Genomic DNA, 25,196 nt, shown 5'->3' with positions numbered 1-25,196 from the left:
GAGCGTTTTCGAGCGAAGTGGATACCGGTTCGCGTGAAGAAAACGCGTCAAAAAGAAGAATTGAGAGCCCTGTTCCGATTCCATCGGAACAGAAAAGACTCTACTCTGCCGCCATGCTTCAGGAAGCCAAGACCTACGACGAGCTCTATCGCAACTTCCGCTGGGACGTTCCCGCGCGCTTCAACATGGCGACCGCGTGCTGCGATCGTTATGCCGACGGCACCGGCCGGCTTGCGCTGGTCTATGTCGACGAGGATGGCGGCACCACGCGCACCTCGTTTGACGAGGTCGCGGATGCGTCGCGCCGCTTCGCTAATGTGCTGACCGCCGACGGCCTGGCGCGCGGCGACCGCGTCGCGGTGTTCCTGTCGCAATCGCTGGAATTGCCGGTCGCGCATCTTGCGGCATTCCGCGCGGCGCTGATTTCGATCCCGCTGTTCGCGCTTTTCGGCGAGGATGCACTCGAATTCCGCCTGTCGAACTCGGCGGCGAAAGCCATCGTCACCGATCAGGCCGGCTGGGAGAAGGTTGCAAAAATCCGCGATCGTCTGCCCGAGCTGAAGAGCGTCTATATTGTTGGCGACAAAACGCCGGCGGGGACAAAACCGTTCTGGAGTGCGATCAAATCGGCGTCGTCGGAATTTGCCACCGTCGACACCTCGGCCGACGATCCCGCGCTGATCATCTATACGTCAGGCACAACGGGCAATCCAAAGGGGGCGCTGCATGCGCACCGCGTCGTGCTCGGCCATCTGCCCAATGTCGAGATGTGTCACAACTTCCTGCCCAAGCCGGGTGACCTGATGTGGACGCCGGCCGATTGGGCCTGGATCGGCGGGCTGATCAACGGCCTGTTCGCGTTCTGGTACCACGGCATTCCGATGGTCGGTCACCGCGCCCGCAAGTTCGAGCCGCAGGCCGCGATGCAGATGATGGCCGAGCTCGGCATCCGCAACGTCTTCCTGCCACCGACCGCGCTGAAGTTGATGCGGCAGGCCGATGTGAAGAATTCGGGGGTGAAGCTGCGCAGCATCTTCACCGGCGGCGAGTCGCTCGGCGGCGAATTGCTGGGTTGGGTGCGCAAGACCTTCGGCATCGATGCGCACGAAGTGTTCGGCCAGACCGAATGCAATCTCGTGATCGGCAGCAATTCCAATTTGTTTCCGATCCGGCCGGGCTCGATGGGCCGCGCCACGCCGGGCTTTGACGTTCGCATCGTCAACGACAAGGGTGAAGAGTTGCCGCGGGGGCAGCGTGGCATCATCGGCGTGCGCCAGCCGTGCCCCTGCACCATGATCGAGTATTGGCGCAATCCGGAGGCGACCGCGAAGAAATATGCCGGCGAATTCCTGCTGACCGGCGATCTCGGCGTGCAGGATGAGGATGGCTATTTCTGGTATGTCAGCCGCGAGGACGACGTCATCACCACGGCGGGCTATCGCGTCGGCCCGTCCGAGATCGAGCACACGCTGATGAAGCATCCGGCGGTCGCGATGTCGGCCGTGGTCGGCATTCCCGATCCGATCCGCACAGAATCGATCAAGGCCTGGATCGTGCTGCGGCCGGGCTTCGCTGCGAGCGATACGTTGGCGCGCGAGATCCAGGAGTTCGTCAAGGTGCAGCTCGCCGCCCACGAATATCCGCGCTTCGTGCAGTTCGCCGACAGCCTGCCAATGACGGCGACCGGCAAGGTGCTGCGGCGGGAGCTAAGGGCGCTGGGCTAGCTCCGCAGCACAGTATTGATCCGCGTCAATGCGGCTAACGCGATCACCTGCATCGATGCGCATTCAATTATTCGCGGCGGGGTTGATGTCCGTCTCTGGCAAATTCGATCCGGTGGTGCGCAGGATCCGCGTGGCTGATATTGCGGAAGCGCTGGGGCAGGGACTGCGCGACTTCCAGGCAGTCCCGCTCTACGGTTTGATGTTCGGCGCGATCTACATGCTCGGCGGCAACGCGATCCTGCTGTGCCTGACTGCGCTCGGCATGGTGTATCTCGCCTATCCGCTGGCAGCGGGTTTCGCCCTGATCGGCCCGTTCGTCGCGATCGGACTCTACGAGATCAGCAGGCGCCGCGAGGCGGGCGAGCCGATCTCGCTCGGCCAGATCTGGTCGAAGCTGCGGTCGCGCAGCGAGATCGGCTGGATGGCGTTCGTTACGCTGTTCGTGTTCATCATATGGATGTACCAGGTCAGGCTGTTGATCGCCCTGATCATCGGCCTCAACGCCTCCTTTGCCAGCCTTCGCGAGTTCCTGACGGTGGTGCTGACCACCAACGAAGGCCTGCTATTCCTCGCCATCGGCAACGCCGAGGGGGCGGCGCTGTCGCTGATCCTGTTCTCGCTGACGGTGATTTCGTTCCCGTTGCTGCTGGATCGCGAGGTCGATTTCGTTACCGCGATGATCACGAGCGTGCGTGCGGTGGTGACGAGCCCGCTGCCCATGATCGGATGGGCAGCGGTCATCGTCGTGCTGCTGATCGTCTCGGTCATCCCGTATTTCCTGGGACTCCTCGTGACGATACCCGTGCTGGGACACACCACCTGGCATCTCTACCGCCGCATCGTGGTCCCGGTCGGCTCCCTTGCCGATCCGATCCTGCGCAGGGAGTGAACTCACGTCGGCATCGGTATCCCCAGTTCCTTCAGCGCCGCCAGCATGCGCGCTGGCGGAGGCATCGGGATCACCATGGCCTTGCCGGTCTCGAGCAGGCTCTTCAGGCTGGAGAGGATCGCCGGCCAGCCGGCGCGGCCGCCGGACAGGATGTCGTCACTGATCGGGCGATCATGCGATTGCAGCAAGGTCAGCTTCACGCCGTCGCCGGCCGGCTCGATCTCCCAGGTGACGAGCGTTGGCCCGAGCTTTTCGACCAGCTGCGGCCAGTTGACGTTGAAGGTGACCGTGAGCCGCTTCAAGGGATCGCACGCGATCACCTCGCCGGAGATGTGCAGCGCGCCATCGGGCGTGCGCACGATATAGGCGCCGCCGACCCGGAGATCGACCTCGACCGCGTTGCCGGAAAAGTATTTCCGGCTGAGCTCGGCGTTGGTCAATGCCTGCCACACCTTCTCGGGCGTGGCGGCAATGTAGATCGCGTAGACGATGGCCGGCTTGAATGTCTCGATGTTCATGTCCGCACGCGCCCTTCGATAGATCTTCATTGTCATTCGAAGCCTTCGATCCCGAGCGCGGCAGGTGGGATCGCGACCACCTTGCCGGTCTCGAGCAGGCTCTTGAGGCCGGACAGGATCGCGGGCCAGCCCTTGGAAATGCCGTCGAGCAGCTTGCTGCCGACGCCGAAGCCCTCATGGGTCACGGTCAGCTTCACGATCTTGCCGAACGGCTCGAGCGTGAACACGACCTTGGTTGCCGGCTCCTTGCGCAGTTCGGGATCGGCCTCGTGCTTGAACGTGTAGGCGAGGCGCCGCGGCCGGTCGGCCTCGAGGATCTCGCCGGTGTCGGTGGTCTTGCCGCTCATCACCAGCGCGAGCGGCGAGCCGACCTTCCAGTCCGATTGCAGCTCGGTGTCGAACCAGTATTGCCGAGTGAATGCGCTTGATGTCAGTGCATCCCAGAGTCTTTCCGGCGTGGTCTCGATGTAGGTGACGTAGACGAATTCGGGCTTAGGCATGGTAGGGCTCCCTGGCGCCGCTTGCGAGCAGTTCGGCCGGCAGTTCGCGCCCGGTCTCCAGGAAGCTCTTCAGGCTCGCGATGACCATCGGCCAGCCGCCGGAGATGTCGCGCAGCGTCTTCGGGCCCAAATTGTCATGGGTCATGGTCAGCTTGACGATCCCACCGTGCGGCTCGATGTCGAAGGTCACGCGCGAGACCTGCTCGCGCTCGACGCCTTCCTTCACCACGTCCCAGCTGTAAGCGAGCCTCTTGGGCGGATCGGCGATCAGCACCTCGCCCTGCACGGCGCGGCGGCCGTCTTTGCTGAGATGGTGGGGCGAGCCGACCTTCCAGTCGGAGCTGGCGCGATAACCGAACCAGAAGCGTTCGGTGAACTCGCTTGATGTCAGCGCATGCCACAGCTTCTCGGCCGTGGTCTCGATATAGGTGACGTAGACGTAGTCGGGTTTACTCATCACGCTTCTCCAATTGTCGTTTTAATTCGCTGAGCGCGGCGAGTTTCCCGCGCTCGAACTTCTTGATCCACCGTTCGCCGATCTGATGGATCGGAACCGGGTTGAGGTAATGCAGCTTCTCGCGGCCATGCTTGATCGTGGTGACGAGGTTGGCCTCCTCGAGAATCACAAGGTGCTTGGTGACGGCCTGACGCGTCATGTCGAGCCCGTCGCAGAGCTCGCCGAGCGTCTGCCCGTTCTGTTCGTGAAGCCGGTCAAGCAGCGTGCGCCGTGAGGCATCCGCGAGAGCTTTGAAGACTTCATCCATGGGGTGGATAATAGGCAACCAAATGGTTGCATGTCAAGAGCGTGTGTTTAGGCGGCGGTATCGCCGTGCTAGCGTTCCGCGCAGCCAACACAGATTGGCAGGGAACTCGGGGTGGTGCGCATGGGTGGTCGCGTTACGGCGGTTTGCTGCACGTTCTTTCTCGCCCTGCTCGCACATGGTGCGAGCGCCCAGCAGATGATCGGCGATCCGCCCGAAGCCTCCAACATGAGGCTGGTTGGGACCAACGATTTGCAGGCGCGCAGCGCCTATCAGCCGACCATTCATCATCAGGGCGACCGCTGGATCGCCTATATCGGCCACCACGGCGGCACCGACGACATCCCCGATCCGGTCAATCCGATGACCGGCAAGCCTGAACCAAACGGCACCTCGATCGTCGACGTCACCGATCCCGCGCATCCAAAGTATCTCCGGCACATTCCGGGCCAGGAGGGCAGATATGAAGCCGGCGGTGCGCAGATGGTGCGTGTCTGCGACGGCAAGGATCTGCCGAAGGGCGATCGCAACGCGGTCTACATGCTGCGCACTTTCGGCAGCGAGGCGCATGAGATCTGGAACGTGGCCGATCCCGCCAATCCCGTGCTGGTCACCCGGATCGGCGGGTTGAAGGACACGCACAAGAATTTCTGGGAGTGCAACACCGGCATCGCCTACCTGGTGTCGGGCGCGCCGGACTGGCGGACGCGGCGCATGACGCAAATCTACGATCTCTCCGATCCCGCGCATCCCGTGAAGATCAGGGACTTCGGCCTGCCCGGGCAGGAGCCGGGCGCGACCGGCGCGGTGCCGACCGAACTGCACGGGCCGATCTCGACCGGGCCGAAGGGCAACCGCGTCTATTTCGGTTACGGCACCAACAAGGGCGGCTTCCTGCAGATCGTCGATCGCGACAAGCTGCTGAGCGGACCGAAAGAACCGACGCCGGACAATCTGACATTCCCGGAGATCGCGCGGATGCCGCTGTCGGCGATGAACGGCGCACACACGGTGTTTCCGATGCCGGGCATGCCGATCGCGGAATTCGCCCGTGACAAGGACGGCAGGGCCCGCGACATCGTGATGATCGTCGACGAGGCGATCCAGAACGAATGCGGCGAGGCACGGCAGATGGTGTGGTTTGCCGACGTGACGACAGAAGCACGGCCTATGATGATCTCGAGCTACACCGTGCCCGAAGCCTCCGGCGCGTTCTGCGAGCGCGGCGGCCGGTTCGGCTCGCATTCATCGAACGAGAGCATGGCCCCGGTGTACTACAAGAAGCTGGCCTTCATCGCCTTCTTCAACGCCGGCGTCCGCGCGCTCGATATCCGCGATCCCTATCACCCCAGGGAGGTCGGCTACTTCATTCCCTCTATCACGGCGGCGACCGACAAGCGCTGCGTCACCGTCGACGGGAAGGACCGCTGCAAGGTCGCGATCCAGACCAACAATGTCGAGACCGATGATCGCGGCTACATCTACGCAGTCGATCGCGCCAATACCGGCCTGCACATCCTCGAATTGACCGGCGCCGCACGCGCCATCGCCGGCCTGCCGTGAGAGTTTCATGATGCGCTCATGGCCGGTCATCGCGGCGATGTTCCTGGCGCTCGGCGGCCTGTCGGCCGTGGCCGGTTACGAGATGGCGCCGCCGCTTGGCGCGAAATCGCCTGGCCGTTCCCGCGCGACGGCTGGCCCGCCGGCCGAGCTTTCCGCTGCGGCATCGTGGAATGCGGCGCTGAGGTCGAGGTCTATCTCAGGCCGAAACTCGGCTTCTGCAATTGCGACAGCGGCGTCGCCGATGACGACGAGGTCGACCGCGTTGCCGATGTCGACATGATCAGCCCGCGCTTCGTGCCGCTGAGGGCGGGCGACGCTGTTGATGTCGCCGATATGCCGGGACGGATCAGGGTCTATCGTCTCGACGGAAGCCGCACGGCGATCGGCATCGCGGTCTCGCACCACTGCGATCTCATGGCAGTGGCTGCGCAGGGCAGTGGAGATGCAGTGCAGATCCAACGTGCGACGTTGAAGTTTCTGGAGGGGCGAGAGATCAGAAGGTGGATGGCGGCGGCGATGGAAGGCCGTTGAGCTTGGCACTCTTCACCTCGCCCCGCCTGCGGGGAGAGGTCGGATCGCATCGCACGATGCGATCCGGGTGAGGGGGTACAGGTCTATCTGTTGGCACCGCCTGACGGAGGGGGCCCCTCACCCCAACCCTCTCCCCGTGAAGGACGGGGAGAGGGAGCGGCGGTGCCGCTTTCATCCACCTTCACCGGCATGCATAATGGCGCAAACGAGCAAAGAGCCCCCCATGTCCCTGCAAGCCTATTTCGCTTTCGTCGCCGCCTGCATTGCGCTGGCGCTGTTGCCCGGTCCGATCGTCACGATGGTGATCGCCAACGGGCTGCGCTACGGCACGCGCGCCGCGCTCACCAATGTGCTGGGCGCGCAGGTTGGGCTGGCGATCGTGATCGGCATCGTCGCGGTCGGCCTCACCTCGCTGATGGCCACGATGGGCTATTGGTTCAACTGGGTGCGCTTTGCCGGCGCCGCCTATCTGGTCTGGCTCGGCATCAAGCTGATCCGCTCGCCCGTCGAGGGCGTCGGCACCGACGACAAGCCGCCGCCGCCGCGCGGCGGGTTTTTCCTGCAGGGCTTTCTGGTGCTGCTCTCGAACCCGAAGGTGCTGGTGTTCTTCGGCGCCTTCATTCCGCAGTTCATGGACATGGACAAGCCGCACCTGCCGCAGGTGGCGCTGCTCGGCGTCACCTTCATGGCGACCGCGGTGCTGACCGACGCCGCCTACGCGCTGGCGGCCGGCCGCGCCCGCAAATTCTTCTCCAAGGAGCGGACGCGGCTGATGTCGCGCATCTCCGGCGGCTTCATGATCGGCGGCGGCATCTGGCTGGCGCTGACCCGGGCGCGGTGAGCCCGGCGCCGAAACGGTCGCCTGCGCTACACGGCAATCCGCTCGACGACGTCGCGCACCAGGCCGGTCAGCAGCTCGAGCTTGTAACCCGTCATCGGCAGCGGCTTTGCTCCCGCTGTTGTCAGCGCAGCGGCTTGCGCGATGGTCGCCGCATCGGCCGGCTTCCCCTGCAGCGCCGCTTCACTTGCCACAAGACGCAGCGGCACCGGAGCGATGCCGCCGGCGGTGATGTGGACCTGCTGAAACACGCCGCCTGATATCACAGCCCGCACGCAGATCTCGACCAGCGGCCATTCCGCATATGAGCGGCTGATGGCGCGCTTGTAGAGTGCGCGCTCGCCGGCCAGCGGGGCAGGGAGCTCGATCCGCTCGATCCGCTCGCCCGGTGCGAGCAGATTGTCGGCTGCGCCATTGCTGCCGTCGCCGAGCAGGTCGGTAATCGACAATCCGCTGCGCCGGTCCGTGGTGACCTTCGCATCATAGGCGAGCAGCGTCATCGCCATCGTCGACGGATGCGGCGCGACGCACGGGCCGAGATCGAACGCGACGTGATAGAGATGGTTGCCGGTTCGCGCCGGGCAGTCGGAGCCGCCCTTCTTGAGGCAGGCGATCTGCGGATTGCGGAAGTACCAGCAACGCGAGCGCTGCGCGAGGTTGCCGCCGAGCGTCGCCATATGCCGGATCTGCGGTGTGGCGAGGCCCTGCGCGGCAGCAGTGATGCCGGGATAGGCTTGCGCGAGCCGCGCGTCGGATGCGATCGCCGCGATCGCGGTCAGGGCGCCGATCCGCGCCGCGCCATCCGTGCCCCACGCAATTCCAATCATATCGGGACTGGCGGTGAGATCGATGACCTCTCCGCATGACAGGCCGCTGCGGCGACGCTCCGACAAATCGGTGCCGGCGGCACGGAATTCGGGTCCGGACATTGCCATTGCAGTTGCGGCGCTCATGCGGCGTCCCTCCCTTTCAGCGCGGCGACGATGCGGTCGGGCCGGATCGGAATTTCGGTGAGGCGGACGCCGATCGCGTCGTGGATCGCATTGGCGACCGCGGCAGAGGTCGGCACCGTCGATGCCTCGCCGATGCCGACACTATTGCCGAGCACATGATCGAAGCCGGCCTCGTCGAAATGCACATCGATCTCCGGCGTGTCGGCGATCCCCGGGATGCGATAGTCCTCCATCCCCGCTGTCAGAACGTCGCCGGTCTTCGGATCAAGCTCGCGCGCCTCATAGAGCGCGTAGCCGAGGCCCTGGATCACAGCGCCGCAGGCCTGGCTGTGCGCCAGCGCGGGAGAAGCGATCTTGCCGACCGCGATGCCGGTATGGACGTTGAGCACACGGACATGGCCGAGCCAGGTGTCGACTTCGACCTCGATCACCTGCACCGAGCTCGGCACGCCGGCGCCGACCGCGATGTTGGAGAAGCGGCGCATCATCCAGCCGAACACCATGCCCATCAGGCCGACTTCGCGCAGCGGCGAGCGGATGCCGGGCGCGGTGTTCTTGCCGTCCTCGCCGCGCGTCTCCACGACCGCGATGTCGGGCGAGCGCGCGATCAGCTCGCGCCAGGGCGCGTTCGAGCCGGGCGCAGGTTTTCGCGTCGCCTGTTCGAGGATTTGAGCCTTCAGTTTCCGGACCGCCTGCAAGGTCGGCGGCATCACCGAGGCGGTGACGCGGCTGCCACCGGAGCCGGGTCCTTCGGGCAGCGATGAATCGCCGATCCGCACATCGATGTCAGACGGTTCGAGGTCGAACTCGCGCGCGATCGTGTCGGCAAGCACGCTGCGGGTGCCGGTGCCGATGTCCTGCGTCGCGGTGCTGGCGACGATGCGGCCGCCCTTGACCGCGACCTCGACCTTCACATTGGGTTGCCAGAGATAGAGCCAGTAGCCGGTCGCGACGCCGATGCCGCGGCGATAGCGCCCGGTCTGTTGTGGTTTGCGATTGCGCCAGATGTCGAGCCCGGAGGCCCAGTCGTAGAGGCGCTGACGGTTGGGATCGGGATCCCAGCGCTTGCGCAAGGCGATCGGATCGACCTTGAGCCGCAGCGCGGCCTCGTCGATCGATTGCTCGACTGCAAACGCCATCGGCGGTCCGCCGGGGCCGCGAAAGGCCGCGCCGGGCGGCAAATTGCTGATCACGTCGAAATCCGACAGGTCCTTGGCCTCGGCCGGATAGATCAGCCGCGCCAGGCCCGCGATCGTCGAATTGGTCGCGGCCCCCGTATCGGCATGGGCCGTGACGGAGAGCGCTTTCAGGGCGCCCTGCTCGGAGGGGAGCAGCGCGACCTTCAGTTCCGCAGCCGGCCGGTAGCCGGCGACCGAGAGCTCCTCCTGCCGATCGTAGGCGACGCGCACCGGTGCTTTCGCCTCGCGCGCGAGCTCGATGGCGGCGATCGTCTCGGTACCCAGGCTCGCCTTCGATCCGAAGCCGCCGCCGACATGATCGGCGATCACGCGGACCTTGTCGTGATCGAGCTTGTAGCGCTTTGCGATCTGCTCCTTCAAATGAAACACCTGCTGGGTCGAGGCGTGCAGCGTCAGCCGGTCGCCGTCGAAGCGCGCCACCGCGGCGTGCGGCTCGAGGCAGGCATGCTGCTGCGTGGCGGTACGGAAGGTTGCTTCGACAAGCAGCTTGTTGTTCGCCTGGCGCGCTTCGTCCACCCAGCTGCGCGCCTTCTTGGCGCGGGTCGAGAACACCGCCGTCGGACCGCGGATGTTCTGCTTCCACGGCGCCGGCCCGCCGGCCGCTTCCGAGACGTTGCCAGCCCGCTTGCGGCTCGCTTTGTCGAATACCACGGGTGCGCCGTCCTTGCGGCCGGCGTCGAGCCCGACCACCGCCGGCAGCTTTTCATAGGCCAGCTTGATCGCGGCTAGCGCGGCTAGCGCCGACTTGCGGTCGCTTGCTGCGACCGCCGCGATCGGCTCGCCGACAAAGCGCACGATGCGGTCGTCGCCGAGCAGCGACACCGCCGCGACGCCCGCGAGCGCGCGTGCCGGCGCGAGATCGAGCGCGGTGATGCGCGCATGCGCCTCGCGCGAGCGCAGGATCAGGCCTTCGAGCTGGCCGTCATGGTTTATGTCGACGGTGTATTTCGCCGCGCCTGTCACCTTGTCGCGCGCCTCGATGCGGGGCGCTGCGACATGGTCGCCGTCGAAACGGCCGGCGCAGGCATCCGCCACCGCGCGAAAAATCCCGTCATAGGCGCCGCAGCGGCAGAGATGGCCCGACAGCGCCGCGCCGATCTCCTCGCGCGACGGCACCGCCGTCCCCCTGGTCGCGCGCCATTGGTCGCAGAACGCGGTCGCTTCCACGATGAAGCCCGGCGTGCAGAAGCCGCATTGCAGGGCATCGTGCGCCATGAATGCCTTCTGCACCGGATGCAGCCTGGCAGCACCGATGCCTTCCACCGTCGTCACCGCCTTGCCGGCCGCGGCCTGCGCCGGCATCAGGCAGCTTGCGACCGGCGCGCCGTCGACCAGCACCGTGCAGGCGCCGCAGACGCCGGCGCCGCAGACGAGCTTGGTGCCGGTGAGCTTGAGCTGGTCGCGCACGATGTCGATCAGGAGCGCGTCGGGATCATCGGGTAGGGATTCGACGCGGCCGTTGACGGTCGTCGTGGTCATGACTGTCCTCCAGTTGTCCTGCGTGTCGGCTTCTTTGCGGGCGCCGCCTTCTTGATGGGCGGCTTCTCGGATTTCGGCTTGGCGCCGGCGCAGAGCGTCCGCACCATGATCGCCATGTCCTTCAGGAATGCGTCCGCCGGCTGCATCGCCGGGTATTGCGACTTCGCGGCGTAGATCGACATTTCGACCAGGCGCGCGAATTCGGCCGGCGACAGGTCCTGCGGCAGCGCAAGCTGCTGCCGGCGCACGGTCCGCGCGATGGTCGCGACCATGCGCTCCGCATAACGCGCCGCATAGGTCTGGTAGAGGTCGCGGGCGTGCACGAGGTGTTCGGAATACAGTTCCTCGAGATGCGGTGAGCCGTCGAGCGAGGCGATCATGGTCGACATCCGCGCGGTCATGCCCGCGGCAAGGATGTCGCCGAGATTGCCGCCTGCCGTCTCGGCTTCGGCCACGGCTGCTTCCTCGGCTGCGATCGCGGATTCATGGATGCGCTCGATCACGGCGCGGAACAGCGCTTCCTTGGATTCGAAATGATGATAGAGCGCCTGCCGCGTCAGGCCGGCCGCCTCGGCGACCTGCTCGATCGAGGAGCGGCGAAAGCCGTGCCGGCGGAATACCAGCATGGTGGCATCGAGGATGCGGGTCTTCGGTCCCATTTGACGAATTTGACAAATGAAGGAGAATTGTCAAATCGCGATTTGGTGAGGCGGCCTGCCGGGCCGCCTTGCGCCTGTGTGAGGCGCGTCACGGAAGGTCGCGTCCCGGCTGCGTAAAGCTTCGTCATGCAGGGGCAAACCTGTTCGCCCCGGAGCTCGCGAGGATACGCACATGGCCCAAGGCATGACGCAGGTTTATTTCCATTGCTCGAACACACGCGGGGTGTTGATGGATCGCCGCGGCACCTCGGTGACTAGCCTCTCCGAGGCCTGCGAGGCGGCGACGCGCATGATCCGATCGCTGGTCGCGACGGTCAGTCTGGAAGATTGGCGCGATTGGGCCGTGCATGTCAGCGACGAGGCCGGCGAGGAGATCGTGATCCTGCCCTTCGCCTTCGTTCTCGGCAAACCGCACTGAGAGGCAGCCATGCCGTCATTGCTGCCTCTTTGCCGCAGCCTGAATGCGATCGCGACCGGCTGGCAGAATCTGATCGCGCGAATTCGCGATCCCTACCGCCCCGAGCTCCACTACATGCGCGGGCCGGGCCCCAAATGGCGCGCCAAGCACGCCGTTCAAGCCGCGGCAGCCGGTTGAACGCGGACCCGATCCTGGCTAGGCCGCGCAGGTCTCTCGCATCGGGGCCGGCAGGGATTCCCAGGTGCGAACCAGATCGCCGATCGAGCTCGCCTGCATCTTGCGCATCACGTTGGCGCGGTGCAGCTTTACTGTCACTTCGCTGATGCCGAGATCAAAGGCGATCTGCTTGTTCACACGGCCGCGCGCAACCTCGTAGAGGACCCGGCGTTCGCGCGGAGAAAGCGATTCCAGCCGTCGGACATTGCGTTCGACGATCCTCTCATCGGCGCGTTGCGCGAGATCCTTCCTGATCCCGGCGGTTACCGCATCCAGCAGGGTCTGATCGCGCACCGGCTTGGTCAGAAAGTCGATGGCGCCGGCCTTCATGGCCTGTACCGTCATCGGGATGTCGCCGTGGCCGGTCAGGAACACGATCGGCTTGCGCTTGCCGCTTGCCGCGAGATGATGTTGCAGATCGAGACCGCTCGATCCCGGCATCCGAACGTCGAGAATCAGGCATCCGGGCCTCTCCCATACGCTTGCCGCGAACAGTTCTTGAGGCGAGGCAAAGCAGGCGCACTCCATGCCGGTCGACAACATCAGTTCCTGCACGGCTTCGCGAACCGCCGGATCGTCGTCCACGATGATGACAAGAGGCTGCTCGGCTTCATCCTTTGGCCGCATCCAACCCGAAGCGGGGTTCTGCGACGTCTCGAGTTCATGCGTCATATTTTCCTCCTCATCGAACTTGCGCCACGCGCCAGTTCACCGACTCGAACAGTTGCTCCAGCATCCGCTCCAGCATCTTTGGGTCGTCACCAACGACGGCGATAATCGACGTTCGATGCGCGGTCATCACACTGCCACGGCCTCGTCGGCCTCCACCGGCAACGTGAACGTGAACGTTGTCTCGCCGGCCGGGCCGGTCTCCGTCCACAGCCGGCCGCCATGGGTTTCGACAATGGAGCGGCAGATTGCGAGCCCCATTCCCATGCCGTCCGTCTTCGTCGTTACGAACGGCTCGAATATCCGGTCCGGCGATTCCACCCCGGGACCGCGATCGCTAATCTCGATCCGCACGCTGCCGCCGGATCTGCGCGCGCGGATGGCAAGCGACTTGGCGTCTGCGAGACCCTCCATGGCCTCGATCGCATTGCGTATGAGATTGATCAAAACCTGCTGGATCTGGATCCGGTCGCAGACCACGGCGGGCAGGCCGGCCTCGATCTGCATCGCGACGCTGACGCGGTTCTGCCGTGCGGCGTCGATCATCAGATCGCGCGCTTCCGCGATGATTTCGCCGATCGTCGCGCGTCTCTTCTCTTGCGTCGATTGTTTGAACAGCGCGCGAATGCGGCTGACCACGTCCGCCGCTGCATTGGCGTCGCGAATGATGCGCGTAACGATCACTTGCGCGCGTTCGACATTCGGCGCATCCGCGGCCAGCCACCGTTGGCATGCATGCGAATTGGCGACGATGGCGGCGAGGGGCTGGTTGACCTCGTGGGCGATCGAAGCGGAGAGCTCCGCCAGGCTTGCCGCCTGGCTTGCGCGTCCCAGGGTGTCCCGGGTTCGCCGCAGCTCATCCTGCGCCTGGACTTGATCTTCGATATCGAGACAGACACCGTACCATTGCACCACGACACCTTCAGCATTGCGCATCGGCGCAGCGCGTGCCTCCACCCAGCGATGCACGCCGTCCGAACGACGAAGCCGATGCTTCAACGAGAACGGCTCGCCGGTCACCATCGAACTGCGAACCGCGTCGGTGACGACGACGGCGTCATCCGGATGCACGATGATCTTGATCGTCGCGGCGAGCCGTCCAGCGTCGAGATGACTCAATTGGTCAATCGACAGCCCCGTGAATTGCACCATTCGCTTGTTGAAGTAAGTGGGTTCGCCATCCGGAGCCAGACTCCAGATGAGGCCGGGTACGGAATCGACCAGTCGGGAAAGTTGTTGTTCGCGTTCGAGCAAGGCTGCTTCGGCCTGCTTCTCGTCGTCGACATCGATGGTGGTGCCGTACCAGGCGGCGATCCGCCCGTCCTGGTCGCGTTCGGGCGATGCGAAATTGCGGAACCAGCGATAGACGCCGTCAGACAGCGCAATGCGATGCTCCAGATCATAGTAATCGCCGGTCGCGAGGCTGTGCTGCCACGCTGCCACGAGCCGATCATAGTCATCGGGATGAACGAGGCTTCTGACGCCGAAGGCATCGCGTCCAAGCGGCGACAGGTCTTTCTTGGAGAGCCCCGTGAGGGTCCTGATACGGCGGCTCATATAGAGAAACTTGCCGTGGGCATCGGTCGACCATGCGAGCGCCGGCATGCTTTCGATGATGCGCAGTGCCTGCTCGGCCTTGTCTGTGCGCTTCGCCGCCCGCCGGCGCCCGGACCAGATGCAGCAGATGCCGACGAGAAGGCAGCAGCACGCCGCGACGGCAGCCCAGAGGCCGCTCAGCCCAAGCATCGACCCAGCCAGCAGCAGTCCGACACCGCAGCCCGACAGGGCGAAGCCGAAGTCCTCAGCGAAACGCGACGTGCCTGTCATGGGCCGCCCTCCCGCTTCGACCTGCGCGGTCGTCGCTTCGGCGACTTGTTGGGGTCGTCGGTCGGGTCGGATCTTCGGGGGCGATCCCTGACGCGGTCGCTGATCCAGTCCTGGACGTCCCCGAAGAACGCTGCGGGTGCGACACGCCCGAAACGCTGCGCAACGTCGGCGAGGGTCTGTTCGGCCAGGGCGTCGCGCATGGCCTTCTCCGCGCGAAGCATTACAGCGTGAACGGCGCACGTTCCCTTCGCGGCCCATGTCGGCGGTCTTGCGCCGAACAACTGACATCGCAAGCGGACATCCTGGCAATCGAACAGCGGCTTATCGCCCTCGATGGCATCGACGATGTCGAGGAAGCTGATCTGCTTCGGCGCCCTCGCAAGCACGTATCCGCCTCTGGCGCCTTCGGATGCCTGCACGATGCCGGCCTTCTCCAGCTTCGGAAATATCTTGGCGACAAAGCTCGGCGAAATGCCCTGCAACTCGGCGAGGTCACGGCTGCTCAACGGCTTGTCGCCGGAGCCGACCAGCCACAGCAGGCAATGGATGCCGTATTCGACGCTCACGGTGACGTGTGCCATAACGCGGACCATAGCAGTCCGAGTTGTCCCATGCAATACGCGGATAGTATTTGTCCGAGTTATGCGGATCCACGACACCGTGATGACAGCGATGCGTCGATGCCGCCCTAAGTTGCTGAAGCGACGACGCATTCCGGCGTATGCGTCGGCATTGCTTCGGCGTGCGCGGTCCAGTCGACCTAGCCCTCGGTACAGGCAACCTATCCTCGCGCACGATATCGACCGTTTGACGGACGTGGCAGTCGCTTCGATCGAACGTTTCCTGCTCCGAAAACGAGCCCGATATCATGACCGAGCCGCTGTTGCGTGATGCCCCAGAGAGTTTGTCGCCCTCGTCCGAGGCGCGTCAGGCCAACCAGCCGAGTACGGAGCATCGTGCCGCCGATGTGGAGATGGCGCGCGTGCTCGGCACCACTCCGTTTCGCATGGCTTTGGATGCCGCCGGCGGCGGGATCGCCCACTGGAAGCACGAGCCGCTGCACGACGTCGTTGAGCCGATGAGCCACCATGTGATCATGGCCTACAACGGTACGATGCAGCGCATGGAGCGCCGGTCGGGACGGTCGGTCGCGATCGGCACGTTTCGTCCCGGGGTCGTGATCATCATTCCCGAGGGATCAAGCTCCCGATGGGATATTCCGAAGCCTGTCGACGTCATTCAGCTCTATCTTCCACGGACAACGCTCGCGCGCGTCGCCGATGAAGCCGACGCCCCGTCGACTGATCTGCTGGAGCGGACGGCGCATCCGGACCCCATTACGTCCCGGTTGCTGTTGAGTGCGGCGGATGTGCTGCAGGGCAACGAGGCCCTCGATGCACTGTTCAGGCAGCAACTGACGGATCTTCTAGCCACGCGGCTGCTGGCGGCGCACACCGGCGCGCCGGCGCCGGTCCGGCCGGTTGGTGGCGGGCTGGCGCCGCAGGCGCTGCGCCGTGCCATCGAGCGGTTGCGCTCGGACAGCGAGGCCGACGTCTCGCTCGCGGCATTGGCAACAGATGTCGGCCTATCGCGCTTTCACTTCTGCCGTGCGTTCAAGGAAAGCACCGGGCTCTCGCCGCATGCCTGGTTGCGCCAGCACCGGCTCGAGCAGGCCATGAACATGCTGCGCGACACCGATGCATCCGTCGTCTCGGTCGCCGCGGCGCTCGGTTACGGCTCGCAGACCGCATTTGCCGCCGCGTTCCGCAAGCTGACCGGCGAAACCCCGAGCGATTGGCGGCGGCGGCGGCGGTAGCCGCAATCGCTCTTCAGGTCGGGCAATCGCTCTGGGGCACTCCTAACCCCTATTCGCTAGATCACCGTGGCGCCCATACCAACAACGGAGACAAGCGATGGTTTGGAAGGATTTCGGCAGTTCTCTTGCAATCACGCGCCGACGGCGGATTGTAGCGACTGCGCTCATGTACGGACTGACGCTGACCGTTCGCTTTACGTCGACAACGAGTGCAGACGCGGATGCTTCGGCACAGGCGTTTCAGGGTGCCAATCCCATCACCTCGGTCATGATCAACGACAGCGCCCCGATCGTCGACGGGGACTGGCTCGCGGCCGCGGTCCAACCGATCGCCTTCCGCCGCGGCGGGTCGCTCGCCTCCCGCGCGTGTCGTCCGGCTTGCGAGACGGCCGTGCGGACGCCGTTCGTGTCGGGCTGCGCCGAGCGCCGATAGGCGGTCGCCGCATTTGCTTCACCGATTCACGCCGTGATCGCCGCAAGATCCATCTGCGGCGGCGACGCGCGGACATCAGAGACTGCCAACCCCAAGGAGATATTACATGCGACTGGTCATCATCGGCGCCGGCTTTGCCGGCATGTATGCCGCACTCTCTGCAGCCCGCCTGCGCGACATCCAGGGCGTATCGCCCGAGGAGCTCGAGATCGCACTGGTCGCGCCGCAGCCGACCCTCGTGGTCCGCCCGCGGCTCTACGAGCCGAAGCCGGAAACGCTGACCGCGCCGCTGCTCGACCTCTTCAACGCGATCGACGTCGTCTATGTGCAGGGCAGCGCCGAGGCGATCGACACCGCGGCGCGCACCGTGCAGATCGTCACCGCCGGGGATGCGCGCAAGACGCTGCCCTACGACCGGCTGGTAGTGGCGACCGGCAGCCGGCTGTTTCGTCCGAACGTGCCCGGCCTTGCCGAGCACGGCTTCAGCGTCGCCAGTCTCGAGGACGCGATCGCGCTCGACCAGCATCTGCACGGCCTCGCCAGGCAGCCGGCATCAGTGGCGCGCGACACCGTGGTCGTTGCCGGCGGCGGCTTCACCGGCATCGAGGCGGCGACCGAGATGCCGGGGCGCCTGCGGGACATCCTCGGCAAGGACGCGAAGCCCCGCGTCGTCATCGTCGATCGCGGCGCCGCGATCGCGCATGACATGAGTGCGGATGCACGCCCAATCATCGAGGATGCGATGCGCAAGCTCGGCGTTGAGGGCCGGTTCGGCGCCGGCGTCGCCGAGGTGAGCAAGTCCGGCGTCACGCTCTCCGATGGCGAGCATATCGAGGCCGCGACCGTGGTGTGGTCGGCCGGCCTTCGCGCCGCGCCGCTGACCCAGCAGATCCCGGCCGAGCGCGACAATTTCGGCCGGCTGCTGGTCGACCGCGATCTGCGCGTGCCGTCGGTCGCGGGCGTGTTCGCCACCGGCGACGCGGCGCGGGCCGCATGCGACGACGTCGGCAACTATGCGCTGATGTCGTGCCAGCACGCGACGCGGATGGGCGCCTTTGCCGGCAACAATGCCGCCGCCGAGCTGCTCGGCGTCCCGACCCGGCCGTATCACCAGAAGGTCTATGTCACCTGCCTCGACCTCGGCGAGGCCGGCGCGCTGTTCACCCGCGGCTGGGAGCGCAAGGTCGAGCTGGTCGGCGACGTTGCCAAGAGGACCAAGCGGGAGATCAACACGGTTTGGATCTATCCGCCGCGCGCCGAGCGTGCCGCAGCGCTCGCATCTGCCGATCCGGAGCATGTCACCGAGGTCTGAGGCTGTTTCGACATCGGCGGCGCTCTGTGGCGCCGCCGATGATTCAGTTTAGAACCATCCTAAGAGCTGCGCCAAAAGGCGAGACGCTTGGTCGCAGTTCGCTGACGCGCTCGTTGCGAGTTCGCAACACGGCCAACGATATGTCCAACACTGGACGGGTTCTAATCGTCACACGGCCGCGCGCATCCTTCATCGTGTTAGTGACGGCAACAATGGAGACTCTGGAATTCAGGTAACGACGTTGACTGCGACGACCAAATCCCTGCGGCGATGGAGCGCCGTCCACAAATGGACCAGCCTGATCTGCACATTGTTCATGCTGCTGTTGTGCACCACCGGCCTGCCGCTGATCTTCCACGATGAGATCGATGATCTCTTGCACAGTTCGGTCAAGCCGGCCGAGGCGCCGGCAGGCACGCCGCCGGCCAACCTGGACCATCTGCTCGCCAATGCGCTGGCGCAGGCGCCGGGCAAGGTGCCGCACTTCCTGATCTGGGACCGCGACGAGCCCGGCGCGATATGGGTCAGCGTCGGTCCGACGATCGACGCCAATCCGGTCAACAACCTGCTGATCCGGATGGATACCCTTACCGGCGCCTATCTCGATTCCCCCGATGTGACCGGCCGCTTCACCTACATCATGCTGAAGCTGCACACCGACATGTTCGCAGGGCTGCCCGGCAAGCTGTTCCTCGGATTGATGGGGATCCTGTTCTGCGTCGCGATCATCTCCGGCATCGTCGTCTACGCGCCGTCGATGCGAAAACTGCGCTTCGGCGCCTACCGTGCGCAGCGGACCCGTGTCGTGCGCTGGCTCGATGTGCACAATCTCGCCGGCATCCTGCTGGTTGCCTGGACGCTGGTGGTGGGCTTCACCGGCGTCATCAACACCTGGGCCGATCTCGTGCTCAAGATGTGGCAGTTCGGCCAGCTCGCCGAGATGACCGCGCAGTACAAGGACCGGCCGGTGCCGTCGAAGCTGACCTCGCTGAACGGCGCGGTTGAGGTGGCGAGGCACGCGGTGCCCGGCATGACGCCGAGCTTCGTCGCCTTCCCGGGAACGCTGTTCAGCAGCAAGAGCCATTACGCGGTGTTCCTGCACGGCGATACGCCGCTGACCTCGCGGCTCTTGAAGCCCGCGCTGATCGATGCCGAAACCGGGACGCTCACCGACAGCCGCGATATGCCCTGGTATGTGTCGACGCTGTACATCTCGCAGCCGCTGCATTTCGGCGACTATGGCGGCATGCCGCTCAAGATCGCCTGGGCGCTGCTCGACATCCTGACCATCTTCATTCTGGTGACCGGCGTGTATCTGTGGATGCGCCGGCGCAAAGCGGGCGTGAGCCAGGAGCGCGCCATCGCCAACGCCGCCGCGATCGACAACCCCGCGCTCACATCGTGACATCGCCATGGTCGCACATCGCTCATTGAGCCAGATCTTCGCCGCCCCGCTCGTCATCGCGATCGTGAGCACGGTGGGCTTGGTCAGCGCGCTGGTCGGCGACGGTTGGTGGGATGCCGTCTCATGGGCGGCGCTCGGCCTGCCCGTGCTGCTCTACCTGCTGTTCGTCTGGCGACGCCGGCCGAATTGATCGAACGATGTCCTAGATCAGCGCTTCCGCGCGCAGCGTCGTCTCGATCTCGCCGAGGATGCACGCCAGCCGCTCGGCCCATGCGGTCTCGCCGGCCTGGTCGGAGATCAGGTCCTGGCGGATCTCGATGCCCGAATTCATCAGGCCGCGCTGCTCGCCATGCACGGGGATGGTGTAGTCGGTCTCGTCGCTGACCGCATAGGGCTCGTTGTCGCCGACTACGAGATCGCCCTCGGCGCGCAGATGCTTCAGCAGCAGCGGCGGCAGCGCCTTGTCGTGGTGATACAGCGTGCCGATGTGCCAGGGCCGCGCGATGCCGGCATAAACCGGCGTGAAGCTGTGCAGCGACACCAGCACCGTCGGCATGCCCTGACGCGCACGTTCGTCGATGATGTCGTCGATGCGCCTGTGGTAGGGATCGAAGATCTGCGTGCGGCGCAGCTCGGCGGCTTCGCGCGACAGGCCTTCATTGCCGGGAATGGTGGTGGCTTCGCTGATCAGCGGGACCGAGCTTGCGACATGCGGCGGACGGTTGCAGTCGATCACCAGCCGTGAGTAGGGCTGCGCGATCAGATGCGCGCCGAGCAGGTCGGAGAGCTTCGTTGCGACACCGGCGATGCCGATGTCCCAGGCGATGTGCCGCACCAGCTCGCTTTCGGGCAGGCCGAGATCGCCGAGCGGGGAGGGAATCAGCCTGCCGTAGTGATCGCAGGTGAGCAGGAACGGCGAGCGGCCGGCAGGATTGTGTTCAAGAACCGGCGAAAGATCGGTGCTTGCAAGCAGGAGGGATGGACTGCCGCCGTAATTCAAGGGCCTTTTTCCTCAACTTTGCCTATTCGAGCGGCATCTGGTCTGGAATCGAGCAACTTTCTCTATAGATTAAGCGGTCCGAAATCACGATGATTGTTTGAAGATGCCGCTGCTGACTATTCATCACAAGACCGTTTATCGCTACGCGCGCCCGGTGGCGTTCGGCGAGCACCGCATCATGCTGCGCCCGCGCGATGGCCATGATCTGCGCGTGCTCGACAGTGCGCTTGTGATCGATCCGCAGCCGATGTCGCTGCGCTGGATCCATGACGTGTTCGGCAACAGCGTCGCGATCGCGGCGTTCGACGAGCGCACCGACACGCTGTCCTTTGTCTCGACCGCGACGGTGGAGCACAATCCGGCCGACAGGTTCGCGCTGACGCCGGACGACGCCGCCTACTTCTATCCGTTCCTCTACGACGATGAGGAATTCCCCGATTTGCAGCAGTTCATCACGCCGCAATATGGCGACCCGAACGGCGAGCTGTCGGCCTGGGCGCGGCGTTTCCTCGATGTCGAGGCGCCGACGCTGACTTTCAAGATCCTCAGCGACATGACGCATGGCATCCGCGAGACGTTCAGCTACCGCAAGCGTTACGAGCAGGGCACCCAGCATCCGCTCGATACGCTGCGGACGAAGTCCGGCACCTGCCGCGACTATGCGCTGTTCATGATCGAGGCGCTGCGCCGGCTCGGCATCGCCGCGCGCTTCGTCTCCGGCTATCTCGCGATGCCTCCCGGCAGCGCGCATGGCTATGTCGGCGGCGGCTCGACCCATGCCTGGGTGCAGGTCTATCTGCCGAGCGCGGGCTGGATCGAGTTCGATCCGACCAACGGCATCGTCGGCACGCGCGATCTGATCCGCGTCGCGGTGGCGCGCGATCCGCGGCAGGCGATCCCGCTGCATGGCGTCTATCTTGGCGCCGCGGATGCCTTTCTCGGCATGGACGTCGACATCAAGGTCGTCTCGGTCGGCGAGGCCATGGCGGAGCGGGAGACGGCCTGACGATGCAGATCAGGGTCGGCTTCGAGATCACCTACACGGCGGCGCAGCCGACCCCGATGGTGATCATGTTGTCGATCCATCCGTCGCGTTACGCCGACATCGTCGGCACCGAGCGCATTGCGACCGAGCCGGATGTGCCGATCGGCCACTATCGCGACGGCTTTGGCAATGTCTGCGGGCGCCTGGTTGCTCCGGCCGGTGGCGTCACCTTCCGTGGCAGCGCGCTGGTGCGCGATTCCGGGCTGCCTGACATCGTCAATCCGGCGGCGCAGCAGCTGCCGGTCGAGCAACTGCCCGACGATTTGCTGCTCTATCTGATGCCGAGCCGCTATTGCGAGACCGACAAGCTGACCGACATCGCCTGGTCGCTGTTCGGCAGCACACAGCCGGGCTGGGCGCGGGTGCAGGCGATCACCGATTTCGTGCACCACCACGTGACGTTCGGCTACCAGCACGCCCATCACATGAAGTCGGCGCACGACGTCTATGAAAGCCGCGCCGGCGTCTGCCGCGACTTCGCGCATCTGGCGCTGACGTTCTGTCGCTGCATGGGTATTCCGGCGCGCTACTGCACCGGCTATCTCGGCGACATCGGGGTGCCGCCGGATCCCGCGCCGATGGACTTTTCTGGCTGGTTCGAGGTCTATCTGTCCGGCCAGTGGTACACCTTCGATGCTCGCCACAATGTGCCGCGGATCGGCCGCATCCTGATGGCGACCGGCCGCGACGCCGCCGACGTCGCGCTCACCACAAGCTTCGGCCGCATGACGCTGACGAAGTTTGTTGTCGTGACCGACGAGGTGGCGGCGGCTTGATAATGGCTTCCCGTCATCGCGAGAAGCGACGACTTGTCCGCCGAAGCCTTCGGCGAAGGCGGAAGCAATCCATGTCTCCGCACGCTGCGCAATGGATTGCTTCGCTTCGCTCGCAATGACATAGAGGGCCATGACCTCCGACCTCCTCTTCGTCTACGGCACGCTGATGCGCGGTTTCGACCACCCGATGGCGAAGCTGCTCGCGGGCAATGCCGAATTCCTCGGGCCGGCGCAGTGCCGCGGCCGGCTCTACCTCGTGAAGCATTATCCGGGCCTCGTCGTGTCGGATGATCCCGCCGACATCGTGCACGGCGAGTTGTTCCGCCTGCGCGAGCGCGAGGCCATGCTGCGCGAATTCGACATGTACGAGGCCTGCGGCGAAGGCTTTCCCCAACCGACCGAATATCTCCGCGAGATGCTCGAGGTCACGCGCGCCGACGGCAGCGTGAGCAAGGCGTGGACCTATCTCTACAATTGGCCGGTTACCGAGCTGCCGCGGATCGCCTCAGGAAAATTCCTCGAGCACTAGCGGCTTCACACTTCCCGCTCGACGCGAATGTCGACCTCGCGCTCGACGAAGCTCCATTCCTCGGTCGCGCGCAGCATGGCGACCAACTCGTCGAACAGGCTCGCGTGTTCGGGCGCGAACTCGAACCAGGTCAGGAAGTCGAAGGGCATGCCAAGGTCGCGGGCGTGAAACAGCTGGCGGGCGATCGCGGGCAGGTATTTCAGCGTCCCTGCGATGTGGTGCGACTTGTCCTCGAAGATCTGGCGGCGCTCCTCCTGGGTGAGGTCCCACCACGCGGCGGATTTCCTGATCGGGATCAGCGCCGCATGCGTGGCCTCGCTGCGGCCGAGCCCGGCCTGCACGGCGGCGAGCTTCTCGCGCTCTTCCTTCTCGGTGTAGCGCAGATGGCTGGCGACGCCGGCGAGCCGCCAGGAGGTCTGCGCCGGCAGCAGCGGCAGCGCGATCGCGTCGCTCGCAACGATCGACAGCGCCGCGACCTTCGGCAGCGTCTCGCCCTTCACCCGCGTGATGGACGTGACCTGCCAGCCGCCGCTCTGCCCGCCTCTGAATGTCGTGAACATGGCCTATCCAATCCCGGAAGCGGGGAGGGGGCAAGCTTGCCGTGCAGGCCCTCCACCGTGGATTCGGGGGTAGCCCGCTCGACGGAGCCGTGACAGACGAGGCCTGTGAATAGCCCGGAAAAGCCCCACATTGTTCGGCATGCCCGGTCGTGCCGCTATATGGCTAACCGGTTGTCCGCGATTCGTCGCCCGAGCTCAGAATCACCCACATGCGTTTCACGCCCCAATTCCTCGAAGAGCTGCGCGCCCGGCTTCCTGTTTCGGAAGTCGTGGGCAAGCGCGTCAAGCTCAAGAAGGCCGGGCGGGAGTGGAAGGGGCTGTCGCCGTTCCAGCAGGAGAAGACCCCGTCCTTCACGGTCAACGACCAGAAGGGGTTTTACCACGACTTCTCCTCCGGCCAGCACGGCAACATCTTCGACTTCGTGATGCAGACCGAGGGCGTCACCTTTCCGGAGGCGGTCGAGCGGCTGGCGTCGATGGCCGGCATGGCGATCCCGGCGGCGAGCCCGGATGCGGCGCGGCACGAGCAGCGCCGCCGCACCCTGCACGACGTGATGGAACTCACGACCAAATTCTTCGCCGACACGCTGGCCTCGCGCAATGGCGCCAAGGCGCGCGGCTACCTCGCCGACCGCGGCATCTCGCCGGCGACCCAGCTCCAGTTCCGGATGGGCTACGCGCCGCCGGATCGTTTCGCGCTGAAGGAGCATCTGGGCGCGCAGGGCATCTCGACCGAGGACATGGTGGAGGCCGGGCTGCTGGTGTCCGGCGAGGACAAGCCGGTGCCGTTCGATCGCTTCCGCGACCGCGTCATGTTCCCGATCACGGATGCCCGCGGCCGCGTCATCGCGTTCGGCGGCCGCGCGCTGGAGAAGGACGTTCCGGCAAAGTACCTGAACTCGCCGGAAACCCCGCTGTTTCACAAGGGCGACAATCTCTACAATCTGTTCACGGCGCGGCAGGCTGCGCATGACGGCGCGCAGCTGATCGTCGTCGAGGGCTATGTCGACGTCATCGCGATGGTGACGTCCGGTTTTCCCGGCGCCGTCGCGCCGCTCGGCACCGCGCTGACCGAAAACCAGCTCGCGCTGCTCTGGAAGATGGTCGACGAGCCGATCCTCTGCTTCGACGGCGACCGCGCCGGCCAGAAGGCCGCCTATAGGGCTGCGGATATCGCTTTGCCGCAGCTCAAGCCGGGGAAGAGCCTGCGCATCGCGCTGCTGCCAGAGGGGCAGGATCCCGACGATCTCGCCCGCTCCGGCGGCCGCGCTGCGATCGAGGACGTGATCTCTGCGGCGCGTCCGCTCGCCGACATGATCTGGTCGCGCGAGATCGAGGGCGGCAATTTCGACACCCCCGAGCGCCGTGCCGCGCTGGAGGCGCGGATCGGCGAGCTGACCAATGGCATCCGCGACGAGGTGGTGCGCCGCTATTACCGGCAGGACCTGCAGGAGCGGCTGCAACGCAATTTCGCCCCGGAGGGCGGCCGTGGCGGTTACGGCGGCGGCTTCGGCAGGGGCAATTTCGGCGGCGGGCGCGGCGGCGAATCACCCCGCCAGTTTGCCCCCCGCGGCCC

At 65.3% G+C, this 25,196-nt stretch carries 28 protein-coding genes; 16 read left to right on the top strand and 12 right to left on the bottom strand.

Annotated features, from left to right (window positions below; translation table 11 throughout):
• Nucleotides 1-113: 113 nt before the first annotated feature.
• Nucleotides 114-1,724: an acyl-CoA synthetase gene (locus AC628_RS17210; protein ID WP_074127981.1), complete on the top strand. Its 1,611-nt coding sequence runs from the start codon at nt 114-116 to the stop codon at nt 1,722-1,724.
• An 85-nt stretch (nt 1,725-1,809) separates the two neighbouring features.
• A complete protein-coding gene (locus AC628_RS17205; protein WP_074127980.1) occupies nt 1,810-2,613 on the top strand; it encodes a DUF2189 domain-containing protein in 804 nt (267 codons plus the stop codon).
• Between the two features lie 2 nt (nt 2,614-2,615).
• On the opposite strand, the gene AC628_RS17200 is transcribed toward AC628_RS17205, so the two are convergent.
• From AC628_RS17200 to AC628_RS17185, 4 genes are read right to left on the bottom strand one after another with little or no spacing between them, the layout of a single operon-like run.
• Nucleotides 2,616-3,131 carry an SRPBCC family protein gene (locus tag AC628_RS17200; RefSeq protein WP_074128004.1) on the bottom strand — a complete coding sequence of 172 codons (516 nt, stop codon included), beginning with the start codon at nt 3,129-3,131 and terminating at the stop codon, nt 2,616-2,618.
• Between the two features lie 32 nt (nt 3,132-3,163).
• A complete protein-coding gene (locus AC628_RS17195) occupies nt 3,164-3,631 on the bottom strand; it encodes an SRPBCC family protein (protein WP_074127979.1) in 468 nt (155 codons plus the stop codon).
• Nucleotides 3,624-4,088: an SRPBCC family protein gene (locus AC628_RS17190; RefSeq protein ID WP_074127978.1), complete on the bottom strand. Its 465-nt coding sequence runs from the start codon at nt 4,086-4,088 to the stop codon at nt 3,624-3,626. Before AC628_RS17190 ends, AC628_RS17195 begins: the two co-directional genes overlap by 8 nt.
• Nucleotides 4,081-4,395, bottom strand: coding sequence for an ArsR/SmtB family transcription factor (locus tag AC628_RS17185; RefSeq protein ID WP_074127977.1), 315 nt, complete (start codon nt 4,393-4,395; stop codon nt 4,081-4,083). Before AC628_RS17185 ends, AC628_RS17190 begins: the two co-directional genes overlap by 8 nt.
• A gap of 120 nt (nt 4,396-4,515) precedes the next feature.
• On the opposite strand from AC628_RS17185, the gene AC628_RS17180 reads away from it, so the two are divergent.
• The 3 genes from AC628_RS17180 to AC628_RS17170 all read left to right on the top strand — a co-directional run bounded on the left by AC628_RS17180 (nt 4,516) and on the right by AC628_RS17170 (nt 7,327).
• On the top strand, nt 4,516-5,955 hold the full coding sequence (locus AC628_RS17180; RefSeq protein WP_143201651.1) for an LVIVD repeat-containing protein: 1,440 nt from the start codon (nt 4,516-4,518) through the stop codon (nt 5,953-5,955).
• Nucleotides 5,956-5,973: 18 nt separating this feature from the next.
• Nucleotides 5,974-6,486 carry a hypothetical protein gene (locus AC628_RS17175; protein WP_245321207.1) on the top strand — a complete coding sequence of 171 codons (513 nt, stop codon included), beginning with the start codon at nt 5,974-5,976 and terminating at the stop codon, nt 6,484-6,486.
• 223 nt (nt 6,487-6,709) lie between these two features.
• Nucleotides 6,710-7,327: a LysE family translocator gene (locus tag AC628_RS17170; protein WP_050426284.1), complete on the top strand. Its 618-nt coding sequence runs from the start codon at nt 6,710-6,712 to the stop codon at nt 7,325-7,327.
• A gap of 26 nt (nt 7,328-7,353) precedes the next feature.
• On the opposite strand, the gene AC628_RS17165 is transcribed toward AC628_RS17170, so the two are convergent.
• The 3 genes from AC628_RS17165 to AC628_RS17155 are packed head-to-tail and all read right to left on the bottom strand — an operon-like array spanning nt 7,354 to nt 11,614.
• The gene (locus AC628_RS17165) at nt 7,354-8,277 is read right to left on the bottom strand and encodes an FAD binding domain-containing protein (RefSeq protein ID WP_074127976.1); all 924 of its coding nucleotides are present in this window, start codon (nt 8,275-8,277) and stop codon (nt 7,354-7,356) included.
• The gene (locus AC628_RS17160; RefSeq protein ID WP_074127975.1) at nt 8,274-10,955 is read right to left on the bottom strand and encodes a molybdopterin-dependent oxidoreductase; all 2,682 of its coding nucleotides are present in this window, start codon (nt 10,953-10,955) and stop codon (nt 8,274-8,276) included. The genes AC628_RS17165 and AC628_RS17160 overlap by 4 nt, the downstream gene beginning before the upstream one ends.
• A complete protein-coding gene (locus tag AC628_RS17155) occupies nt 10,952-11,614 on the bottom strand; it encodes a TetR/AcrR family transcriptional regulator (protein ID WP_074127974.1) in 663 nt (220 codons plus the stop codon). The genes AC628_RS17160 and AC628_RS17155 overlap by 4 nt, the downstream gene beginning before the upstream one ends.
• A gap of 184 nt (nt 11,615-11,798) precedes the next feature.
• Here AC628_RS17155 and AC628_RS17150 point away from each other — a divergent pair, with 184 nt between their 5' ends.
• Complete coding sequence (locus AC628_RS17150) at nt 11,799-12,032, top strand: DUF6894 family protein (protein ID WP_074128002.1); 234 nt, start codon at nt 11,799-11,801, stop codon at nt 12,030-12,032.
• 9 nt (nt 12,033-12,041) lie between these two features.
• Nucleotides 12,042-12,209 carry a hypothetical protein gene (locus AC628_RS44040; protein ID WP_168193392.1) on the top strand — a complete coding sequence of 56 codons (168 nt, stop codon included), beginning with the start codon at nt 12,042-12,044 and terminating at the stop codon, nt 12,207-12,209.
• 18 nt (nt 12,210-12,227) lie between these two features.
• Here AC628_RS44040 and AC628_RS17145 read toward each other — a convergent pair whose 3' ends face one another.
• The 3 genes from AC628_RS17145 to AC628_RS17135 all read right to left on the bottom strand — a co-directional run bounded on the left by AC628_RS17145 (nt 12,228) and on the right by AC628_RS17135 (nt 15,325).
• Nucleotides 12,228-12,920 carry a response regulator transcription factor gene (locus AC628_RS17145; protein ID WP_245321206.1) on the bottom strand — a complete coding sequence of 231 codons (693 nt, stop codon included), beginning with the start codon at nt 12,918-12,920 and terminating at the stop codon, nt 12,228-12,230.
• Between the two features lie 126 nt (nt 12,921-13,046).
• Nucleotides 13,047-14,744 carry a sensor histidine kinase gene (locus tag AC628_RS17140; protein ID WP_074127973.1) on the bottom strand — a complete coding sequence of 566 codons (1,698 nt, stop codon included), beginning with the start codon at nt 14,742-14,744 and terminating at the stop codon, nt 13,047-13,049.
• Nucleotides 14,741-15,325, bottom strand: a complete 585-nt coding sequence (locus AC628_RS17135; RefSeq protein WP_074127972.1) for an RrF2 family transcriptional regulator — start codon at nt 15,323-15,325, stop codon at nt 14,741-14,743. Before AC628_RS17135 ends, AC628_RS17140 begins: the two co-directional genes overlap by 4 nt.
• A gap of 287 nt (nt 15,326-15,612) precedes the next feature.
• On the opposite strand from AC628_RS17135, the gene AC628_RS17130 reads away from it, so the two are divergent.
• The 5 genes from AC628_RS17130 (at nt 15,613) to AC628_RS17110 (ending at nt 19,900) form a co-directional block, all read left to right on the top strand.
• Nucleotides 15,613-16,560, top strand: a complete 948-nt coding sequence (locus AC628_RS17130; RefSeq protein WP_074127971.1) for a helix-turn-helix transcriptional regulator — start codon at nt 15,613-15,615, stop codon at nt 16,558-16,560.
• A 166-nt stretch (nt 16,561-16,726) separates the two neighbouring features.
• The gene (locus AC628_RS17125; RefSeq protein ID WP_245321205.1) at nt 16,727-16,993 is read left to right on the top strand and encodes a hypothetical protein; all 267 of its coding nucleotides are present in this window, start codon (nt 16,727-16,729) and stop codon (nt 16,991-16,993) included.
• 106 nt (nt 16,994-17,099) lie between these two features.
• Complete coding sequence (locus AC628_RS17120; protein ID WP_074127969.1) at nt 17,100-18,305, top strand: NAD(P)/FAD-dependent oxidoreductase; 1,206 nt, start codon at nt 17,100-17,102, stop codon at nt 18,303-18,305.
• 241 nt (nt 18,306-18,546) lie between these two features.
• Complete coding sequence (locus AC628_RS17115) at nt 18,547-19,710, top strand: PepSY-associated TM helix domain-containing protein (RefSeq protein ID WP_074127968.1); 1,164 nt, start codon at nt 18,547-18,549, stop codon at nt 19,708-19,710.
• Between the two features lie 7 nt (nt 19,711-19,717).
• Nucleotides 19,718-19,900: a hypothetical protein gene (locus AC628_RS17110; protein WP_074127967.1), complete on the top strand. Its 183-nt coding sequence runs from the start codon at nt 19,718-19,720 to the stop codon at nt 19,898-19,900.
• 12 nt (nt 19,901-19,912) lie between these two features.
• Here AC628_RS17110 and AC628_RS17105 read toward each other — a convergent pair whose 3' ends face one another.
• A complete protein-coding gene (locus AC628_RS17105) occupies nt 19,913-20,710 on the bottom strand; it encodes an N-formylglutamate amidohydrolase (RefSeq protein WP_074127966.1) in 798 nt (265 codons plus the stop codon).
• Between the two features lie 103 nt (nt 20,711-20,813).
• On the opposite strand from AC628_RS17105, the gene AC628_RS17100 reads away from it, so the two are divergent.
• From AC628_RS17100 to AC628_RS17090, 3 genes are all read left to right on the top strand, one after another.
• Nucleotides 20,814-21,716 carry a transglutaminase family protein gene (locus tag AC628_RS17100; protein ID WP_074127965.1) on the top strand — a complete coding sequence of 301 codons (903 nt, stop codon included), beginning with the start codon at nt 20,814-20,816 and terminating at the stop codon, nt 21,714-21,716.
• Nucleotides 21,717-21,718: 2 nt separating this feature from the next.
• The gene (locus AC628_RS17095; RefSeq protein WP_074127964.1) at nt 21,719-22,531 is read left to right on the top strand and encodes a transglutaminase-like domain-containing protein; all 813 of its coding nucleotides are present in this window, start codon (nt 21,719-21,721) and stop codon (nt 22,529-22,531) included.
• A gap of 130 nt (nt 22,532-22,661) precedes the next feature.
• A complete protein-coding gene (locus AC628_RS17090; protein ID WP_074127963.1) occupies nt 22,662-23,060 on the top strand; it encodes a gamma-glutamylcyclotransferase family protein in 399 nt (132 codons plus the stop codon).
• Between the two features lie 5 nt (nt 23,061-23,065).
• On the opposite strand, the gene AC628_RS17085 is transcribed toward AC628_RS17090, so the two are convergent.
• A complete protein-coding gene (locus AC628_RS17085) occupies nt 23,066-23,620 on the bottom strand; it encodes a chlorite dismutase family protein (RefSeq protein ID WP_074127962.1) in 555 nt (184 codons plus the stop codon).
• Between the two features lie 209 nt (nt 23,621-23,829).
• On the opposite strand from AC628_RS17085, the gene dnaG reads away from it, so the two are divergent.
• A partial coding sequence (gene dnaG, locus AC628_RS17080; RefSeq protein WP_074127961.1) for a DNA primase occupies nt 23,830-25,196 on the top strand: 1,367 nt, incomplete at its 3' end.

Source organism: Bradyrhizobium sp. NAS96.2, assembly GCF_001908235.1.
In the GTDB taxonomy this organism is placed as follows: Bacteria; Pseudomonadota; Alphaproteobacteria; order Rhizobiales; family Xanthobacteraceae; genus Bradyrhizobium.
Note: the sequence above shows the minus strand (reverse complement) of the source record. Positions and strands in the feature narration are given on the sequence as shown.

Bases quoted from the DNA above. Each gene is read 5' to 3' on its own strand.
- AC628_RS17210 (WP_074127981.1), top strand. From the start codon at position 114: ATGCTTCAGGAAGCCAAGACCTACGACGAGCTCTATCGCAACTTCCGC.
- AC628_RS17205 (WP_074127980.1), top strand. From the start codon at position 1,810: ATGTCCGTCTCTGGCAAATTCGATCCGGTGGTGCGCAGGATCCGCGTG.
- AC628_RS17200 (WP_074128004.1), bottom strand. From the start codon at position 3,131: ATGAACATCGAGACATTCAAGCCGGCCATCGTCTACGCGATCTACATT.
- AC628_RS17195 (WP_074127979.1), bottom strand. From the start codon at position 3,631: ATGCCTAAGCCCGAATTCGTCTACGTCACCTACATCGAGACCACGCCG.
- AC628_RS17190 (WP_074127978.1), bottom strand. From the start codon at position 4,088: ATGAGTAAACCCGACTACGTCTACGTCACCTATATCGAGACCACGGCC.
- AC628_RS17185 (WP_074127977.1), bottom strand. From the start codon at position 4,395: ATGGATGAAGTCTTCAAAGCTCTCGCGGATGCCTCACGGCGCACGCTG.
- AC628_RS17180 (WP_143201651.1), top strand. From the start codon at position 4,516: ATGGGTGGTCGCGTTACGGCGGTTTGCTGCACGTTCTTTCTCGCCCTG.
- AC628_RS17175 (WP_245321207.1), top strand. From the start codon at position 5,974: ATGGCCGGTCATCGCGGCGATGTTCCTGGCGCTCGGCGGCCTGTCGGC.
- AC628_RS17170 (WP_050426284.1), top strand. From the start codon at position 6,710: ATGTCCCTGCAAGCCTATTTCGCTTTCGTCGCCGCCTGCATTGCGCTG.
- AC628_RS17165 (WP_074127976.1), bottom strand. From the start codon at position 8,277: ATGAGCGCCGCAACTGCAATGGCAATGTCCGGACCCGAATTCCGTGCC.
- AC628_RS17160 (WP_074127975.1), bottom strand. From the start codon at position 10,955: ATGACCACGACGACCGTCAACGGCCGCGTCGAATCCCTACCCGATGAT.
- AC628_RS17155 (WP_074127974.1), bottom strand. From the start codon at position 11,614: ATGGGACCGAAGACCCGCATCCTCGATGCCACCATGCTGGTATTCCGC.
- AC628_RS17150 (WP_074128002.1), top strand. From the start codon at position 11,799: ATGACGCAGGTTTATTTCCATTGCTCGAACACACGCGGGGTGTTGATG.
- AC628_RS44040 (WP_168193392.1), top strand. From the start codon at position 12,042: ATGCCGTCATTGCTGCCTCTTTGCCGCAGCCTGAATGCGATCGCGACC.
- AC628_RS17145 (WP_245321206.1), bottom strand. From the start codon at position 12,920: ATGACGCATGAACTCGAGACGTCGCAGAACCCCGCTTCGGGTTGGATG.
- AC628_RS17140 (WP_074127973.1), bottom strand. From the start codon at position 14,744: ATGACAGGCACGTCGCGTTTCGCTGAGGACTTCGGCTTCGCCCTGTCG.
- AC628_RS17135 (WP_074127972.1), bottom strand. From the start codon at position 15,325: ATGGCACACGTCACCGTGAGCGTCGAATACGGCATCCATTGCCTGCTG.
- AC628_RS17130 (WP_074127971.1), top strand. From the start codon at position 15,613: ATGACCGAGCCGCTGTTGCGTGATGCCCCAGAGAGTTTGTCGCCCTCG.
- AC628_RS17125 (WP_245321205.1), top strand. From the start codon at position 16,727: ATGTACGGACTGACGCTGACCGTTCGCTTTACGTCGACAACGAGTGCA.
- AC628_RS17120 (WP_074127969.1), top strand. From the start codon at position 17,100: ATGCGACTGGTCATCATCGGCGCCGGCTTTGCCGGCATGTATGCCGCA.
- AC628_RS17110 (WP_074127967.1), top strand. From the start codon at position 19,718: ATGGTCGCACATCGCTCATTGAGCCAGATCTTCGCCGCCCCGCTCGTC.
- AC628_RS17100 (WP_074127965.1), top strand. From the start codon at position 20,814: ATGCCGCTGCTGACTATTCATCACAAGACCGTTTATCGCTACGCGCGC.
- AC628_RS17095 (WP_074127964.1), top strand. From the start codon at position 21,719: ATGCAGATCAGGGTCGGCTTCGAGATCACCTACACGGCGGCGCAGCCG.
- AC628_RS17090 (WP_074127963.1), top strand. From the start codon at position 22,662: ATGACCTCCGACCTCCTCTTCGTCTACGGCACGCTGATGCGCGGTTTC.
- AC628_RS17085 (WP_074127962.1), bottom strand. From the start codon at position 23,620: ATGTTCACGACATTCAGAGGCGGGCAGAGCGGCGGCTGGCAGGTCACG.